Origin of the sequence: Massilia sp. S19_KUP03_FR1, assembly GCF_036688685.1 — a bacterium.
Classification (GTDB): Bacteria; Pseudomonadota; Gammaproteobacteria; order Burkholderiales; family Burkholderiaceae_D; genus JALYUM01.
On sequence record NZ_JAQQPS010000007.1, the window covers coordinates 187811 to 201933 of the forward strand.

At 64.7% G+C, this 14123-nt stretch carries 14 protein-coding genes and 1 pseudogene; 7 read left to right on the top strand and 8 right to left on the bottom strand.

All coding sequences use genetic code 11. The features are described from left to right. Positions 1-99: 99 nt before the first annotated feature. The 5 genes from V6M87_RS10090 to V6M87_RS10110 all read right to left on the bottom strand — a co-directional run bounded on the left by V6M87_RS10090 (position 100) and on the right by V6M87_RS10110 (position 2883). A complete protein-coding gene (locus V6M87_RS10090) occupies positions 100-285 on the bottom strand; it encodes a hypothetical protein (protein WP_332876483.1) in 186 nt (61 codons plus the stop codon). 109 nt (positions 286-394) lie between these two features. After that, entirely contained in the window at positions 395-937 is a 543-nt protein-coding gene (locus tag V6M87_RS10095) for a cytochrome b (RefSeq protein WP_332876484.1), read from the bottom strand. Further along, on the bottom strand, positions 934-2013 hold the full coding sequence (locus tag V6M87_RS10100) for a catalase family peroxidase (protein ID WP_332876485.1): 1080 nt from the start codon (positions 2011-2013) through the stop codon (positions 934-936). Before V6M87_RS10100 ends, V6M87_RS10095 begins: the two co-directional genes overlap by 4 nt. 89 nt (positions 2014-2102) lie before the next feature. Then, positions 2103-2492: a GFA family protein gene (locus tag V6M87_RS10105; RefSeq protein ID WP_332876486.1), complete on the bottom strand. Its 390-nt coding sequence runs from the start codon at positions 2490-2492 to the stop codon at positions 2103-2105. A gap of 4 nt (positions 2493-2496) precedes the next feature. Further along, complete coding sequence (locus V6M87_RS10110) at positions 2497-2883, bottom strand: GFA family protein (RefSeq protein WP_332876487.1); 387 nt, start codon at positions 2881-2883, stop codon at positions 2497-2499. 129 nt (positions 2884-3012) lie between these two features. Here V6M87_RS10110 and V6M87_RS10115 point away from each other — a divergent pair. The 4 genes and pseudogenes from V6M87_RS10115 to V6M87_RS10130 all read left to right on the top strand — a co-directional run. Continuing rightward, a pseudogene (locus V6M87_RS10115) lies at positions 3013-3141 on the top strand (GntR family transcriptional regulator); the annotation flags it as partial. A gap of 231 nt (positions 3142-3372) precedes the next feature. Beyond that, positions 3373-4287: a 5-dehydro-4-deoxyglucarate dehydratase gene (gene kdgD, locus V6M87_RS10120; RefSeq protein WP_332876488.1), complete on the top strand. Its 915-nt coding sequence runs from the start codon at positions 3373-3375 to the stop codon at positions 4285-4287. 11 nt (positions 4288-4298) lie between these two features. Beyond that, positions 4299-5882: an aldehyde dehydrogenase (NADP(+)) gene (locus V6M87_RS10125; protein ID WP_332876489.1), complete on the top strand. Its 1584-nt coding sequence runs from the start codon at positions 4299-4301 to the stop codon at positions 5880-5882. Positions 5883-5935: 53 nt separating this feature from the next. After that, positions 5936-7012 (top strand): porin, encoded by a 1077-nt coding sequence (locus V6M87_RS10130; RefSeq protein WP_332876490.1) that lies wholly within the window; start codon positions 5936-5938, stop codon positions 7010-7012. Between the two features lie 135 nt (positions 7013-7147). Here the strand turns inward: V6M87_RS10130 and V6M87_RS10135 are convergent, their stop codons facing one another. The 3 genes from V6M87_RS10135 to gudD all read right to left on the bottom strand — a co-directional run bounded on the left by V6M87_RS10135 (position 7148) and on the right by gudD (position 11239). Continuing rightward, the gene (locus V6M87_RS10135) at positions 7148-8410 is read right to left on the bottom strand and encodes an SAM-dependent methyltransferase (protein ID WP_332876491.1); all 1263 of its coding nucleotides are present in this window, start codon (positions 8408-8410) and stop codon (positions 7148-7150) included. Positions 8411-8486: 76 nt separating this feature from the next. Then, entirely contained in the window at positions 8487-9782 is a 1296-nt protein-coding gene (locus V6M87_RS10140) for a glycerate kinase type-2 family protein (protein WP_332876492.1), read from the bottom strand. A gap of 98 nt (positions 9783-9880) precedes the next feature. Beyond that, positions 9881-11239, bottom strand: a complete 1359-nt coding sequence (gene gudD / locus V6M87_RS10145; RefSeq protein ID WP_332876493.1) for a glucarate dehydratase — start codon at positions 11237-11239, stop codon at positions 9881-9883. 208 nt (positions 11240-11447) lie between these two features. Here gudD and V6M87_RS10150 point away from each other — a divergent pair, with 208 nt between their 5' ends. The 3 genes from V6M87_RS10150 to V6M87_RS10160 all read left to right on the top strand — a co-directional run bounded on the left by V6M87_RS10150 (position 11448) and on the right by V6M87_RS10160 (position 14118). Beyond that, the gene (locus V6M87_RS10150) at positions 11448-12368 is read left to right on the top strand and encodes a cupin-like domain-containing protein (RefSeq protein ID WP_332876494.1); all 921 of its coding nucleotides are present in this window, start codon (positions 11448-11450) and stop codon (positions 12366-12368) included. A gap of 92 nt (positions 12369-12460) precedes the next feature. Continuing rightward, the gene (locus V6M87_RS10155) at positions 12461-13231 is read left to right on the top strand and encodes a hypothetical protein (RefSeq protein ID WP_332876495.1); all 771 of its coding nucleotides are present in this window, start codon (positions 12461-12463) and stop codon (positions 13229-13231) included. 8 nt (positions 13232-13239) lie between these two features. Further along, positions 13240-14118 carry a Tll0287-like domain-containing protein gene (locus V6M87_RS10160; RefSeq protein WP_332876496.1) on the top strand — a complete coding sequence of 293 codons (879 nt, stop codon included), beginning with the start codon at positions 13240-13242 and terminating at the stop codon, positions 14116-14118. Positions 14119-14123 lie beyond the last annotated feature (5 nt).

Genomic DNA, 14123 nt, shown 5'->3' on the forward strand with positions numbered 1-14123 from the left:
GGCCTGGCGACGCCAGGAACAATCTCGGTTCGACCCATCTTCTTGCAGGAGATTCCGGCGACGATTGCGGCGCTTGATGTGCCGCTAATATGCGTCGGTTCAGCGCTGGCGCGCTGGCGGCGCGTAGTCCGGCTTCGCGGCCAGCACCAGCGGGATGGCGAATGGACCCAGCAGGGACAGCAACATGGTTGAACGGGTCGACGTGCGGACGTGGCGACGCTTGGCGATGGCCAGGCACACAACGCCGGAAATGAGCCAGATCGAAGCAAATAAGTATGTCGTCATGCAGTACTCCTGATGATGGAAACCCTGGTTGATCGTGCCGCGGCTGGCAGATGCCGATCGACACCGGCCAGCCGTGAAGACCCACCATACCACCAAACCGCGGCGCGGTTTATTTCGTTGCCGCCCCACCCTTGGCCATCTGGCCGAACACGCCGTCGCGACGCACCCAGGCGTGGTACAGCGCAGCACCGAGGTGTGCCAGAATCGTCAGGAACAGCAGGTAAGCCAGCACGCCATGGAGCGGACGCAGAAAGCCGTAGATCACCGGGCTGTGCGGCAAAATGGCGGGCAGGTGCACGCCCGCGAACATTGGAATTGGATAGCCGCCGGCCGACAACATCGCCCAGCCGATCACCGGCATTGCCAGCATCAGGCCATATAACATCCAGTGCGAGGCCGTCGCGGCCCACACTTGCAGGCGCGGCAGGTCGGCCGGCAGCGCCGGCGGCCGGTTGCGCAGGCGATTGACCAGGCGCACGATGGCCAGCAGCAAGATCGCGATGCCGAGCGGGCGGTGCAGGTCGAGCAGTTGCTCGCGATGTTGCAGGGAAATAACCATGCCAGCGCCAATGAACAGCATGGCGAAGATGGCGGCCGCCATCGACCAGTGCAGCAGGCGGGCCAGCGGATTGAAGTGGCGTGGATCGCTCATTTTGGACTCCCGACGGCAGGTGCTTTGCCGGCGCTGATTTCGCGTTCGCGGCGATTGAAGGAGACAGAATACGCTGCCGAGCGGGCGTGCAGGACTGGATCATTGGTGCTCTTGATGCCTGTCGGCAGCATCAAAGGATCGAAGTTCAGGTCGCGGCATGGGCCGGTTTCCTGGGCTTCGGCGCGCACCATGGTGAGTGTCCCAATCGTTGTTTCCGGGCGGCTGTCGGGCCAGGCGATCGAGGGATTGTCGATGGCGTCGCCGGGCGCGGCGAATTGCATGACCATGTCCCAGACCAGGGGGCCGGCGGCCAGGCGCCGATCGAGGTCGGTGGCCAGAAAAGTGGGCTCGGCCATTTTCAGTTGTTCGGGCGTCATCGATGTGAACGGGGCGCGCGGGCGCATCGACCAGCGCACCGCGCGTTCGACGCCCTTGGCATCAACCAGGCGGAAGGCGTTGACGCCGTTGTAGCGGGTGTTGGCGAGGCTGTCGGACTTGGGCGACGTTTTGGCCCATTGCTGGAAGGCGAGAATTTCCGGATTGCTGGCCAGCACCGCTTGCATCCTGGCCGGATCGGGCTTGCCGGTGGCCGGGTCGGGGCGCCCGGCCAGATTCATGGCCTGAAAGGCTTCCGGTGTCGCGGTCGCAAAGAACGGAAAGCTGTTCATCGCGATGCGCCAGTCCTGGCCATCGTCGGTTTTGAATTGCACGGCCATGCCGCGCACCGGCGCGGTGTTGTCCGGCGCATACGGGTTGTTGCCCGGCGTGGAAAAGCGGCCCACGATCGCAATCGAGGGTTGCGCGAACGCGCGCGCGGTGGACAGCGCGGCCGCTGCGGGCGTGGGCGCGAAGGTACCCGCAAAACAGATGCCGCGGCTGTGCGCGCGGCGAAAGCCCGGTTGCGGCTTGCCGGACGATTCGGCCGTATCCATCATCTTTTGTGGCGTCAGCCCGTGCTGGCCAAACCAGCCGCCGGTAAAGGCGAACAGCGCGGCAATCGCTGCGACGATCAGGGCAATGGGCAACAGGAACAGCAGGGAACCGCGGGGCGGCGTGGGCGTGGGCATCGGATACATACTTTCAATAAAGATAACAGAATGAAACGGATTGTCGCATCGAATCTGTTAACTCGCCGTTCGTCTGCGCGCCAGCGCCGTAGCTTGCCTCAGCCGGGCGGCAGCCAGGCCGGCTTTTGCTGCGCAAACAATTCGTGCTCGACGCTGCCAGTCCAGGCTGGCTGCAGCGTACCCAGCGCGACGGCGACGCGTTCCGGCGTTGCTGCCCCACGCCAGTACAGCATCGAGCCGCACACGCTGCAAAAGCCGCAGCGACCCGCGCTGGACTTGGCAAATTCCGTGATCAGGCCGGCGCCCAGTTCGAGGCAAAAGCCGGCGGCATGAACATTGCCGTAGGAACCGGCGATGCCGTGCTGGCGCTGGCACTGGCTGCAGTAACAGTGGCTGGTGCAAAACAGCGGGCCCTTGGCGCGGTAGGCAACGGCGCCGCACAGGCAGGCGCCGCGCAGCACATCGGAAGGAAGATCGAACAGCGGCATGGCGCTAGCGCCGCGGCAGCCAGGTCGGCTTGCTCTCAACGTACAGTTCGCGCGTGACGGCGCCGGTCCAGGCCGGCTGCAAGGCGCCGAGCGACAGGGCAATCACCTCCGGCGTCGCGGGGCTGCGCCAGTACAGGGACGAACCGCAGGTCCGGCAAAACCCGCGCCGCGCCTGCCCTGACGACGCGTAGTCGACAATCAGGTCGGCGCCCTGTTCGACCACGTAGCCGCTGCTTGCGACATTGACGTAGGAACCGGCCGCGGCGCCGTGGAATTTCTGGCACATGGTGCAATAACAGTGGCTGGCACCGAGCGCCGGCAAGGCAGCATGGAACACGATGCCGCCGCACAGGCAACTGCCGTGCAACAAGTTGTCCTTGGTCGTCATCATGGCGCCGGCTTCCGTCGAAGGTGTCAAGCTTCGACAGTAGCACAGCCTTGCGCGTGCGGGCGCAGGGTACGCTGCGCAATCTCGGGGCCGGGCGCGTCAATCCAGCCGCCCTGCGTGATGGCGCCGATCGAAGATATCTTCAATGCGAGCGCGCGCCAGGACGCGCAATCGGCGCGGGCGGCGATGCGGATTCATTTAAGTAACAGCAAGGAGCGCTTGCGCAAGGCGCAGGAGCAGCGCGAGGGCGGCGTGGCCTGATCGCGGCGCGGCCTGATCGCGGCGCGGCCTGATCGCGGCGCGGCCTGATCGCGGCGCGGCCCTGACGCTTTTTTCAAGCGCGCCACACCACGCGCCGCGCCAAGCCGTTTTTTACATTGCGCCGCTTGTCCTCTGATTTTATATGTTGTACGATGTCTGATAACATACCGCGTTCGCTCGCCGGCCGCCCTGAACCACCTCACTCGCTCAACCATGATTGGAGACATCAACATGTTTACCCCACAAGACCTCAAACAAATCCTGTCGTCCGGCCTGCTTTCCTTCCCGATCACCGACTTCGACGCCCAGGGCGATTTCGTCGCCAGCACCTACGCCGACCGCCTCGAATGGCTGGCCCCGTATGGCGCCACGGCCCTGTTCGTCGCCGGCGGCACCGGTGAATTCTTTTCGCTCACGCCCGAGGACTACACGCAAGTGGTCAAAGTGGCCGTGGAAACCTGCCGCGGCAAGGTGCCGATCCTGGCCGGCGCCGGTGGCCCGACCCGCATGGCCATCAAGTATGCCCAGGAAGCCGAACGCCTCGGCGCCCACGGCATCCTGTTGATGCCGCACTACCTCACGGAAGCGAGCCAGGACGGCCTGGTCGAGCACGTCGCTGCCGTGTGCGCCTCCGTCAAATTCGGCGTGGTCATCTACAACCGCAACGTCTGCAAACTGAACGCCGCCTCCCTGCTCGAACTGGCCGACCGTTGCCCCAACCTGATCGGTTTTAAAGACGGCGTGGGCGAGATCGAAACCATGGTCACCATCCGCCGCAAACTGGGCGACCGTTTTACCTATCTGGGCGGCCTGCCGACCGCAGAAGTGTATGCTTGCGCTTACAAGGCGCTGGGCGTGCCGGTGTATTCGTCGGCCGTGTTCAACTTCATTCCGAAAACTGCCATCGAATTCTATGAAGCCGTGCGGACCGACGACTTCGCCACCACCGAACGCCTGATCGACAGCTTCTTCCTGCCTTACCTGGACATCCGCAACAAAAAGGCGGGCTATGCCGTCAGTATCGTGAAAGCCGGCGCCACGCTGGTCGGCCACACGGCCGGTCCGGTGCGCACGCCGCTGATCGACCTGAATATGCAAGAATGCGAACAGCTCGATGCACTGATCAAATCGCTCGGCCCGCAATAAAGGAGATCCCCATGCCCCCTGCCCTGAACGGCCAGCTGCTCATTGGCGCTGCCAGCAGCGCCGGCAGTGCGGCGCCGCTGCGCGCCGTCAACCCGGCCACCGGCGCACAGATCGACCCGGCATTTAGCACCGCAACCGTGGCCGACGTCGCCCGTGCCTGCACCCTGGCCAGCCAGGCCTTCGACACCTATCGCGCCACGGCCCCGGAAGCGCGCGCCGCCTTCCTCGAACAGATCGCCCAGAACATCGTCGATATCGGCCCGGCCCTGATCGAGCGCGCCATGCTCGAATCCGGTTTGCCGCAGGCCCGCCTCGAAGGCGAGCGCGGCCGAACTGTGAACCAGTTGCGGCTGTTTGCCAAAGTCGTGCGTGATGGTCACTTCCTCGGCGCCGCGCTCGATGCCGCGCTGCCGGAACGGGTACCGGCCCGCCCCGACCTGCGCCTGCGCAAGATCGCCCTGGGCCCGGTCGCCGTGTTTGGCGCGAGTAATTTCCCGCTGGCTTACTCGGTGGCTGGCGGCGATACCGCGTCGGCGCTGGCGGCCGGCTGCCCGGTGGTGGTCAAGGCCCACGGCGCCCATCCGGGCACGTCCGAGCTGGTCGGCCGTGCAATCCAGGCCGCCGTGGCCGCATGCGGCTTGCCGGAAGGCGTGTTTTCGATGTTGCATGGGGATGGCCGCACCATCGGCCAGGCGCTGGTGAGCAATCCGGCCATCAAGGCTGTTGGCTTCACCGGCTCGCGCCAGGGCGGACTGGCACTGGTGCGCGCGGCTGCGCAGCGCGAGGAACCGATTCCGGTGTACGCCGAAATGAGCAGCGTGAACCCGATGTTCCTGTTGCCGGCGGCACTAGAACAGGGCGCCGCCAAGATCGGCGCCGGCTTCGTCGATTCGCTCACCCTCGGCGCCGGCCAGTTCTGCACCAACCCGGGCCTGGTGATTGCCCTGGCTGGCCCGGCGCTGGACAGCTTTATTGAAGCGGCCTCGACAGCATTGCACGAGAAGGTCGGCAGCACCATGCTGACGCCCGCGATTCACGCCGCGTTCAATGAAGGCGTGGCCAGGCTGGCGGCCGAGCCAGGTGTTTCGCCAGTTGCGCGCGGCCAGGCGGGCAGCACCGTGCACGCCGGCCAGGCTGCCCTGTTCGTCACCGGCGCGGCCAATTTCATCGCCAACCCGACACTGGAAGACGAGATCTTCGGCGCCGCCGCACTGATCGTGCGCTGCGACGACATCAGCCAGTTCTACCAGCTTGCCGAACACGTCGACGGCCAGCTGACCGCCAGCCTGTTCCTGGTCGAAGCCGACAAGGCGCTGGCGCGAGCCCTGTTGCCAGCCCTCGAGCGCAAGGCCGGGCGCGTGCTGGTGAACGGTTTCCCGACCGGCGTCGAGGTGTCGCATGCGATGGTGCATGGCGGCCCGTTCCCGGCCACGTCCGACAGCCGCAGCACCTCGGTGGGCGCCGCTGCCATCGACCGTTTCCTGCGCCCGGTCAGCTACCAGGACTTCCCGGCGTGGCTGTTGCCGCCTGCATTACAAGACGACAACCCACTCAAATTGTGGAGACTACGCAACGGGGAATTAGGCCAATCCTAGTTGATCGGTTAAACTGCGGCCATTACCCTTGGACAACTATAACGGAGCACCAATTGAATAAGAACATCATCCTTACCGCCATCTTGCTTGGCACCACCGGCATCGCTGCCGCCCAATCGTCGTCGGTCACCATCTACGGTATCGTCGATGCCGGTTTTGTCGCTGAACGCGGTGGCGCAACCACGAATAACAAAATCACCAGCGGCGCCGCATCGGCTTCCCGCCTTGGCTTCAAAGGTTCGGAAGATCTGGGCGGCGGCACGTCGGCCATCTTCACCCTGGAATCGGGCGTGAAGATCGACACCGGCGAACTGGACGCGACCAACACGCTGTTCAATCGCCAGGCATTCGTCGGCCTGAAAACCGTCAACGGCACCGTGACGCTGGGTCGCCAGTACACGCCATACCACAACGCGCTGGCGCAAGTCGGCGATCCGTTCGGTACGGGTTACGCTGGCGGTTCGAAGAACCTGTTCCCGGATTCGGGCACCAACGTTCGTACCAGCAACACCGTGCTGTACACCTCGCCAACCATTTCGGGCTTCTCGGCTGACGTGGCTTACGCGTTCGGCGAGCAGGCTGGCAACAACGACGCCGGTCGCCAGTTCGGCGGTTCGGTCGGCTATGCCAACGGTCCATTGAATGTGCGCGTTGTGTACAACAACAAGAACACGGATGTCGTCGCCGTCGGCACCACCGCCGCCATCAGCCGCAACATCGCCCACAACACCCTGATCGTTGCGAACTACGATTTCGGCGTGTTGCGCGCTTACGTGTCGGCTGGTTTCGACAAAGGCACCAGCAGCGCCCCACTGGGCAACGCAACCGCCTACGGTCGCACTGCAGTCGCTTCGCTGGACGGCAATGAATTCCTGTTCGGCCTGTCGGCACCAGTCATGTCCGGCACCCTGCTCGCTTCGGTACAGCACAAGAACGACAAGGGCAACCTGAACCAGGATGCAACCGGTTGGGGCCTGGGTTACCTGTACCCACTGTCGAAGCGTACCAACCTGTACGGCGCGTACGGTTCGATCAACAACAAGAACGGCGCTGGCTACACGGTGGCGAATAACACCGAAACAGGTAGCGGCGACAAAGCCTTCAATCTGGGCGTGCGTCACTCGTTCTAATCCCGCTCCCCGCGCAGGCGGGGACACATACCACCTTCGTGTAGTGTGACCACGAATCGAAGGTGCGATAAAAAAGCGCCAACCAGAGCAATCTGGCTGGCGCTTTTTACATGGCGCTGTTCGGGTTAAGCGGCTTCATACGGTTGCCCGGATCATGCGGAACACATCGCTTAAACGCAGGCCGTCGCTGCGGCCGGTTAAATAGCGTTCGCTCAGCGACTGCGGTGAGAAATGCGCAATTTGGCGGAAGCCGAACTGGCGCAAGAGGTGTTCAAAGATCTCGGGATCGAAATAGCTTTGGAGGGGTTCGCCCTGCGCTGCCAAGCCCGCCGCCATCATCTCCAGGCCGGTGCGTTCGCTCAGTGTGAGCCGCTCAGGTTGCATCAGGTAGTCAAACACGATGCCGCTGCCCGGTGCGCAGGAGGCGATATAACGCAGGGTATGCAGAACGACCTGCGTCGTCAGGTACATGCTCACGCCCAGCCAGCAAAAAGTGACCGGCAGATCCGCATTCAAGCCAGATGCAAGCAACCCTTGCTCCAACGTGGTTTCCGCGAAATCAATCGCAACATAGCGCAGCCTGGCTGGTTCGGCGATGCCCGCCGTCCTCAGGCACGCGCGTTTCCAACGCTGCATGGCTGGCAGGTCGACCTCGAACAGATCGGCATCGGGATGCGCGCCGGTGCGGTAGGCGAACGTATCGAGGCCGGCGCCCAGGATGACGTACTGGCGCACGCCTTCACGCTGCGCTTGTAACCAGCTGTCCTCAGCGAGCCGGCTGCGCACCGCCATCGTGGCACGCATCACGTTGGAAACCGGGTTGCTGTAACGACCGGGGTCGGCACGCATCTCGGCCTCCTGTGTCGGCCCCAGGATCGTCAATGCCAGCGGGTCATCCAGAATGCGCGGGATGTCGAGCAACTGGTGCGCGGCGCGCAGCGTGGCGGTCATGCGCGCGCTCGGTTTCGGGCTGTCGTCGCGGATTGCATCCTGGTTGGCGGGCGGCCGGTGCAGATGCATCAAGGCGCGCTGCATGAAGACCGTTAATCCCATATCGATATTTGCCGACAATCCGGGTTCGCGCGCGAACGCACTGCGGACTTTTCCGTCCAGCGCGGCGTCATCGCCGGCGTAGGTGGCGCGAAACAGCGCGGCCCAGCGAAGCGCCAAGTCCTGCACTGCAGCGTCATGCGGCGCCGCGCCGGCGCTCATCTGCTGCGTGGCCTGCCCGATCAGCACTGTCCAGTCGCCGGCATGGTCCAGCATGCGCTGACGGACCTCGAATAATTCGCTTGGCGACAGGTAGCTGGCGAACAGGTCGGCGCGCTGTGCGATGGCGACGCCGTCCACCACGTCTGGATGATCGCTGGCCGATTGGGCGGATTGATGGCTTTGCATGTGTGATCCTTTCAAGGAAACTGTCATGCAAGGCACTCTAAAGCCTCACCTTGGGTCAGGCTCAAGCAAAAAATAATCAATCGGCGCGCCAAGGATGCGACAAATGCAGGTCGCCCGAAATGTAGATCGCCCTGAAATCGTTCACATTCGTCAGGGTCGGCCCGCACACCACCGAGTCACCCAGCGTCTGAAAAAAACCGTGCCCGTCGTTGTTCGACAAACTGGCACGCGGCTTGATCCCCAGCGCCCACGCGCGCGCAAGCGTGTCGGGCGACATGATGGCGCCCGCAATCTCTTCCTGCCCGTCGACGCCGTCGGTATCGCACGCAATCGCATACGTACCGGCCTGGCCGTTCAGGGCCACCGCCAGCGACAACAGAAATTCCACGTTGCGCCCGCCGCGCCCATCGCCGCGCACGGTGACGGTGGTTTCGCCACCCGACAGCAGTATGCACGGCGTGATAAACGGCTGGCCGTGCAGCGCCACGTTGCGGGCGATACCGGCCATGACAATACCGACGTCGCGCGCTTCGCCTTCGATGCTGTCGCCCAGAATATGCACCGGCACGCCGGCGCCACGCGCCACCTCGGCGGCAGCTTCCAGCGAGCGCAGGGGCGTCGCAATCATGCGCGTTTCGATACCGGCCAGGCGCCCATCGCCCGGCTTGACCGACTCACCCTGTCCGCTTTCCAGCAAGGCGCGCACGGCGCCTGGTAGCGCGATCTGGTAGCGCTGCAGTATCGCCAGCGCGTCCAGGCACGTGCTGCGGTCGGCGCTGGTCGGACCGCTGGCAATGTCGGCCGGATCGTCCCCCGGCACGTCTGAAATGAGCAGGGTCACCACGCGCGCCGGATGGCAGGCCGCGGCCAGGCGCCCACCCTTGATGGCGGAGAGATGCCGGCGCACGCAGTTCATCTCGCCGATCGTCGCGCCGCTTTTGAGCAGCGCGCGGTTGATTTCCTGCTTGTCCTGCAGGCTCAAGCCGTCAGCCGGCAACACCATCAGCGAGGAACCGCCGCCGGAAATCAGGCAGATCACAAGATCATCTTGCGTCAGGCCAGACACCAGCTCCAAAATGCGCTGCGCGGCCAGCACACTGGCGTCGTCCGGCACCGGATGCGACGCCTCCATGATGGTGATCCGTTCGCACGGCACCGCATATCCGTAGCGCGTGACCACCAGGCCTGCCAGTTCGCCCGGCCAGTGCTGCTCGAGGACGCGTGCCATTTCCGCCGACGCCTTGCCGGCACCGATGACGATGGTCCGGCCACGCGGCGGCGCCGGCAAGTGTGGCGGCAGGCAATGCGAAGATTGCGCCGCTTCCACTGCCGCATCGAACATCTGGCGCAACAGCGCGCGCGGATCGGTCATCTGCTTCTCCTGCTGATTTTGTTAAGTGCAATTATGCGTCAGCCGGCAGCACAGCGCCAATCTCGTCATTTGGCTTCTGGCGCACGCACCAGGCACGATCAACGATCGAAACTCGGGCGCTTGTTATCGAACTTCCAGCCCGGGAAAAAGTACTGCATCGCGATGGCGTCGTTGCGCACGCCCAGGCCCTTGGCCAGGTAGAGCTGGTGCGCCGCTTCCAGTGCATCCAGGTCGATGTCGACGCCCAGACCCGGTTTCGCGGGCACGGCAATCTTCCCGTCCACGATCTGCAACGGCTCTTTGGTCAGGCGCTGGCCGTCCTGCCAGATCCAGTGGGTGTCGAGCGCCGTGATCTTGCCCGGTGCGGCGGCGCCCACCTGGGTAAACATGGCCAGCGAAATATCGAAGTGGTTGTTCGAATGGGAGCCCCAGGTGAGGCCCCATTCGTGGCACATCTGCGCCACCCGCACGGAGCCCTGCATGGTCCAGAAGTGCGGGTCGGCCAGCGGGATGTCGACCGAATGCAGCTGGATCGCATGGCCCATTTCGCGCCAGTCGGTGGCGATCATATTGGTGGCCGTCGGCAGCCCGGTGGCGCGGCGGAACTCGGCCATCACCTCGCGGCCGCTGTAGCCATTCTCGGCGCCGCAGGGATCTTCCGCATAGGCCAGCACGTGACCCTGGTCGCGGCACAGGCGAATCGCTTCGGTCAAAGACCAGGCTCCGTTTGGGTCGAGCGTGACACGGGCGTCGGGAAAGCGCTCGGCCAGTGCCGTCACGGCGTCGATCTCTTCGTCGCCGCGCAGTACGCCGCCCTTCAGTTTGAAATCCTTGAAGCCGTAGCGCTGATACGCCGCTTCGGCCAGGCGCACGATCGATTCCGGCGTCATCGCCTTTTCGTGGCGCAGGCGCAACCACGCGTCGGGGTTGTCCGGGTCGCTGTCGTAGTCGAGGTCGGTGGCCGCGCGGTCACCCACATAGAACAGGTAGCCGAGCATCTCGACCTGCTCGCGCTGCTGCCCCTCGCCCAGCAGGGCGCAGACCGGCACGCCGAGGAATTTACCCAGCAGGTCGAGCAGCGCCGATTCGATGGCGGTGACGGCGTGGATGGTGACGCGCAGGTCGAAGGTCTGCAGGCCGCGCCCGCCGGCGTCGCGCTCGCGGAAGGTGGTGCGGACCTGGTTCATCACGCGTTGGTAATTGCCAAGCGACTGGCCGAGCACCAGTTCGCGCGCGTCCTCCAGCGTTTGCCGGATCGGCTCGCCACCGGGGACTTCGCCGACGCCGGTATTGCCCGCACTATCAGTCAGAATCACGATGTTGCGCGTGAAATACGGGCCATGCGCGCCGCTGAGGTTGAGCAGCATGCTGTCGCGCCCGGCGACCGGCACCACGCGCATGGCGGTGATGGTCGGTGCGTTGGTCGCGTGTTGTTCAATAGGGGATGTTGGCTGCATGAAGGTCTCCTCGATGGTATAGTTATCAGTCATCATACAACAAACTCGAGTATAGATTCCATACCAAACATGAACAGCATCGATCCCGCCCTGCTGGTCGAGCGTATCGTTCACAACTGACCAATGTCATCGTACAAATCGGCCGTCGCTACGGGCCGCAGCGAACATTCTCGTATTCGATTGCTCCCTGTGATGTAAGCTGCGGCCCATGCAAGATATATCCAGACACGCCCCACCCCCGCTGGCCGCATCGCGCCCCGATACACCTGAGGCGCTGGCCGTGGCCATGCGGGCGCGCACCGAACGCGATGCACAGGTGCGTGGCGTCGCATCGATTGCCGCCATGCGCGATGCAATTCGTGCGGCGGCGCGCGCCCTGCCCACCATCACCGACATCGCGCGCATCGAGCGGCCCGACGCGGCGGCGTTTCGCGCGCGCGCCGCGCTCGGCCTGCCCTTCCTGATTACCGGGATCGCCAGGCGCTGGCCGCTGTGCGACCTGACCCGCGCCGACTTGCGCAAGCAGTTCGGCCACCTGCCCGTGCGCGCGCGCGTGGGCGACTACGTTGACACCGCATTCGCGCCCGACCGCGCCATGCAGGACATGACCCTGGCGGCCTATCTCGAGCTGGTCGACAACACGCCGAGCCGCTTGCCGCCCTACCTTGGCAACCTCGAACTGCGCGCGCTGAACCGCCTGTGCCACTGGCCGACCTGGTTCGACAAAATGGGGCCGCCGCGCTTCTGGCTCGGCCCCGCCGGCACCGTCACGCCGCTGCACTGCGATTACGATGACAACCTGTTCGCCCAGCTCTGGGGCAGCAAGCGCATTTTCCTCGCGCCGCCACACCACGACGCTTACCTGTACCCGAAGGAGGCCAACGCGATCCTGTCCGGCTCCCCGTTCGACCCCGAAGCGCCCGACTTCGAGCGTTATCCGCTGGCGCGCCAGGCCAGCCTGGTCGCATGCACCGTGGCAGCTGGCGAGATGCTGTACGTGCCGGCTGGCTGGTACCACCAGGTGCTCGCGCTGACGTTTTCGCTGTCGTCGAACCGCTGGGCGCGCGCCATGCCCGCCGCCCTGGATGCCGCCACGGCGCGCCAGCTGGGCAGCACAAGCAGACCGTAATTTTTTGTTGCGCCGGGCGCGACGAGCGGTTTTTTTGCCCCGACCTTCCTGTAAAATCGACGCACAATCCGCCGCGTTTACCGGGAGTTGAAGTGCATAGATATGTCCTTGGACTGTCGCTGTCGCTCTTGTTGACTGGCCTGCTCACGCCCCTGTGCGCCGGTGCCGCCGCCGCCAGCCCCGTCGTCATCACCTTCGCCGAGGCGCCGGTGTACCTGTGGCGCGATACCGGCCGGCTCATTGCCGGCCGCGGCACGCCCCTGCAAGCGAACGACCTGGTCGACGCAAGCGAACGCACCATCCAGCTGGTCGCCGCCGGCTCGACCATCGCGCTCGGTCCCGACTCGCGGCTGTTCGTCAAAAGTGCCGCCGAACTGGTGCTGCTCAAGGGATGGCTGAAAGTACGCGGCGCCCCTGCGCAAGGCGTAAAACTGCGCACGTCGCTGCTGCAGTTCGACAGCAGCGGCGCCACTGTCACGCTGCATGCCGCGCCCGGGAGCGCCGAGCTGTTCGTCGAATCGGGCGAGGTGCCCGTGACCGAACTGGTCGCCGGCAAAGCGCAGCGCAGCACGCGCCTGCCGCGTGAACAGTTCGCCGTCAAAAGCGCTGCGCTGCCGCTGACGCTGGCAAGTCACCCGCCCAAGGCATTTCTGGCAGCCATGCCGCGCGCCTTGTTCGATGCGCTCGTCAGCGTGGCCGCCAGCGGCCCCGCGAATACGCCCAGGCGCGAGCGCGCTGCCACCTTCGACGAGCTGGCGCCGCTGCTGGCCGAGCATCCCGCCCTGCTCCAGCAAGTGCAACGCCGCTTCCAGGGGGCGCCGGCGCGCGGCCCGCGGCCCCGGCTTTCCAACGCTTTGTTCTGAGGACACCCATGAAGCTGTCGATCGCCGCAAAATTCAACATCGTTTTTTTGACCGTATTCGGCATCGGCTTCGGCGCCGCCTGCGCTGTCACCGACTATCTGCTGCGCGAGAACGCACGCACCGAGACGCTGCAAAGCGCGCGCGTGCTGATGCAGTCGGCCATGGCGGCGCGCGGCTACACGGCCTCGCACATCGTCCCGCTGCTCGAAACGCGCCTGAAATACGAATTCCTGCCGCAGTCGATTCCGTCGTTTGCCGCCACCGAGCAGCTCGGCCAGCTGCTGAAACAGTATCCCGATTTCAGCTACAAGGAAGCCACGCTGAACCCCACCAACCTGCGCGACCGCGCGGCCGACTGGGAGGCAGACCTGATCAATACCCTGCGTGCCAGGCCCGCCTTGCTGGAGCTGGTCGGCCAGCGCAATACCGCCATCGGCCCCGCGCTGTACGTGGCGCGCCCGCTGCAAATCAAGGATGCGGCCTGCCTGCGCTGCCACAGCGTGCCGGACAACGCGCCCAGGACGATGCTCGATATTTATGGCCGCAACAACGGTTTCGGCTGGAAGCACATGGAAATCGTCGGTGCCCAGGTGGTGTCGGTCCCAATGGATGTCCCGCTGAAACGCGCCAGCGCCATGCTGCGCACCTACATGCTGTCGATGCTGGTCATCTTCGTCTTCCTGCTCGTTGCGCTGAACGTCATGGTGCATTATTTCGTCACGCGCCGCATCTCTGCCATGTCGCGCCTGGCCGACCAGGTCAGCCTGGGCCAGTTCAACGACGAAGCGTTCGACGTCAAGGGCCACGATGAACTGTCGGCGCTGGCGCAGTCGTTCGCGCGCATGCGCGCGAGCCTGGCGTCGGCCATGAAAATGCTGGAAGAATGAGCTGG

Coding starts and splice junctions, on each gene's coding strand:
- V6M87_RS10090 (WP_332876483.1), bottom strand. CDS start 285: ATGACGACATACTTATTTGCTTCGATCTGGCTCATTTCCGGCGTTGTG.
- V6M87_RS10095 (WP_332876484.1), bottom strand. CDS start 937: ATGAGCGATCCACGCCACTTCAATCCGCTGGCCCGCCTGCTGCACTGG.
- V6M87_RS10100 (WP_332876485.1), bottom strand. CDS start 2,013: ATGTATCCGATGCCCACGCCCACGCCGCCCCGCGGTTCCCTGCTGTTC.
- V6M87_RS10105 (WP_332876486.1), bottom strand. CDS start 2,492: ATGCCGCTGTTCGATCTTCCTTCCGATGTGCTGCGCGGCGCCTGCCTG.
- V6M87_RS10110 (WP_332876487.1), bottom strand. CDS start 2,883: ATGATGACGACCAAGGACAACTTGTTGCACGGCAGTTGCCTGTGCGGC.
- kdgD (WP_332876488.1), top strand. CDS start 3,373: ATGTTTACCCCACAAGACCTCAAACAAATCCTGTCGTCCGGCCTGCTT.
- V6M87_RS10125 (WP_332876489.1), top strand. CDS start 4,299: ATGCCCCCTGCCCTGAACGGCCAGCTGCTCATTGGCGCTGCCAGCAGC.
- V6M87_RS10135 (WP_332876491.1), bottom strand. CDS start 8,410: ATGCAAAGCCATCAATCCGCCCAATCGGCCAGCGATCATCCAGACGTG.
- V6M87_RS10140 (WP_332876492.1), bottom strand. CDS start 9,782: ATGACCGATCCGCGCGCGCTGTTGCGCCAGATGTTCGATGCGGCAGTG.
- gudD (WP_332876493.1), bottom strand. CDS start 11,239: ATGCAGCCAACATCCCCTATTGAACAACACGCGACCAACGCACCGACC.
- V6M87_RS10150 (WP_332876494.1), top strand. CDS start 11,448: ATGCAAGATATATCCAGACACGCCCCACCCCCGCTGGCCGCATCGCGC.
- V6M87_RS10160 (WP_332876496.1), top strand. CDS start 13,240: ATGAAGCTGTCGATCGCCGCAAAATTCAACATCGTTTTTTTGACCGTA.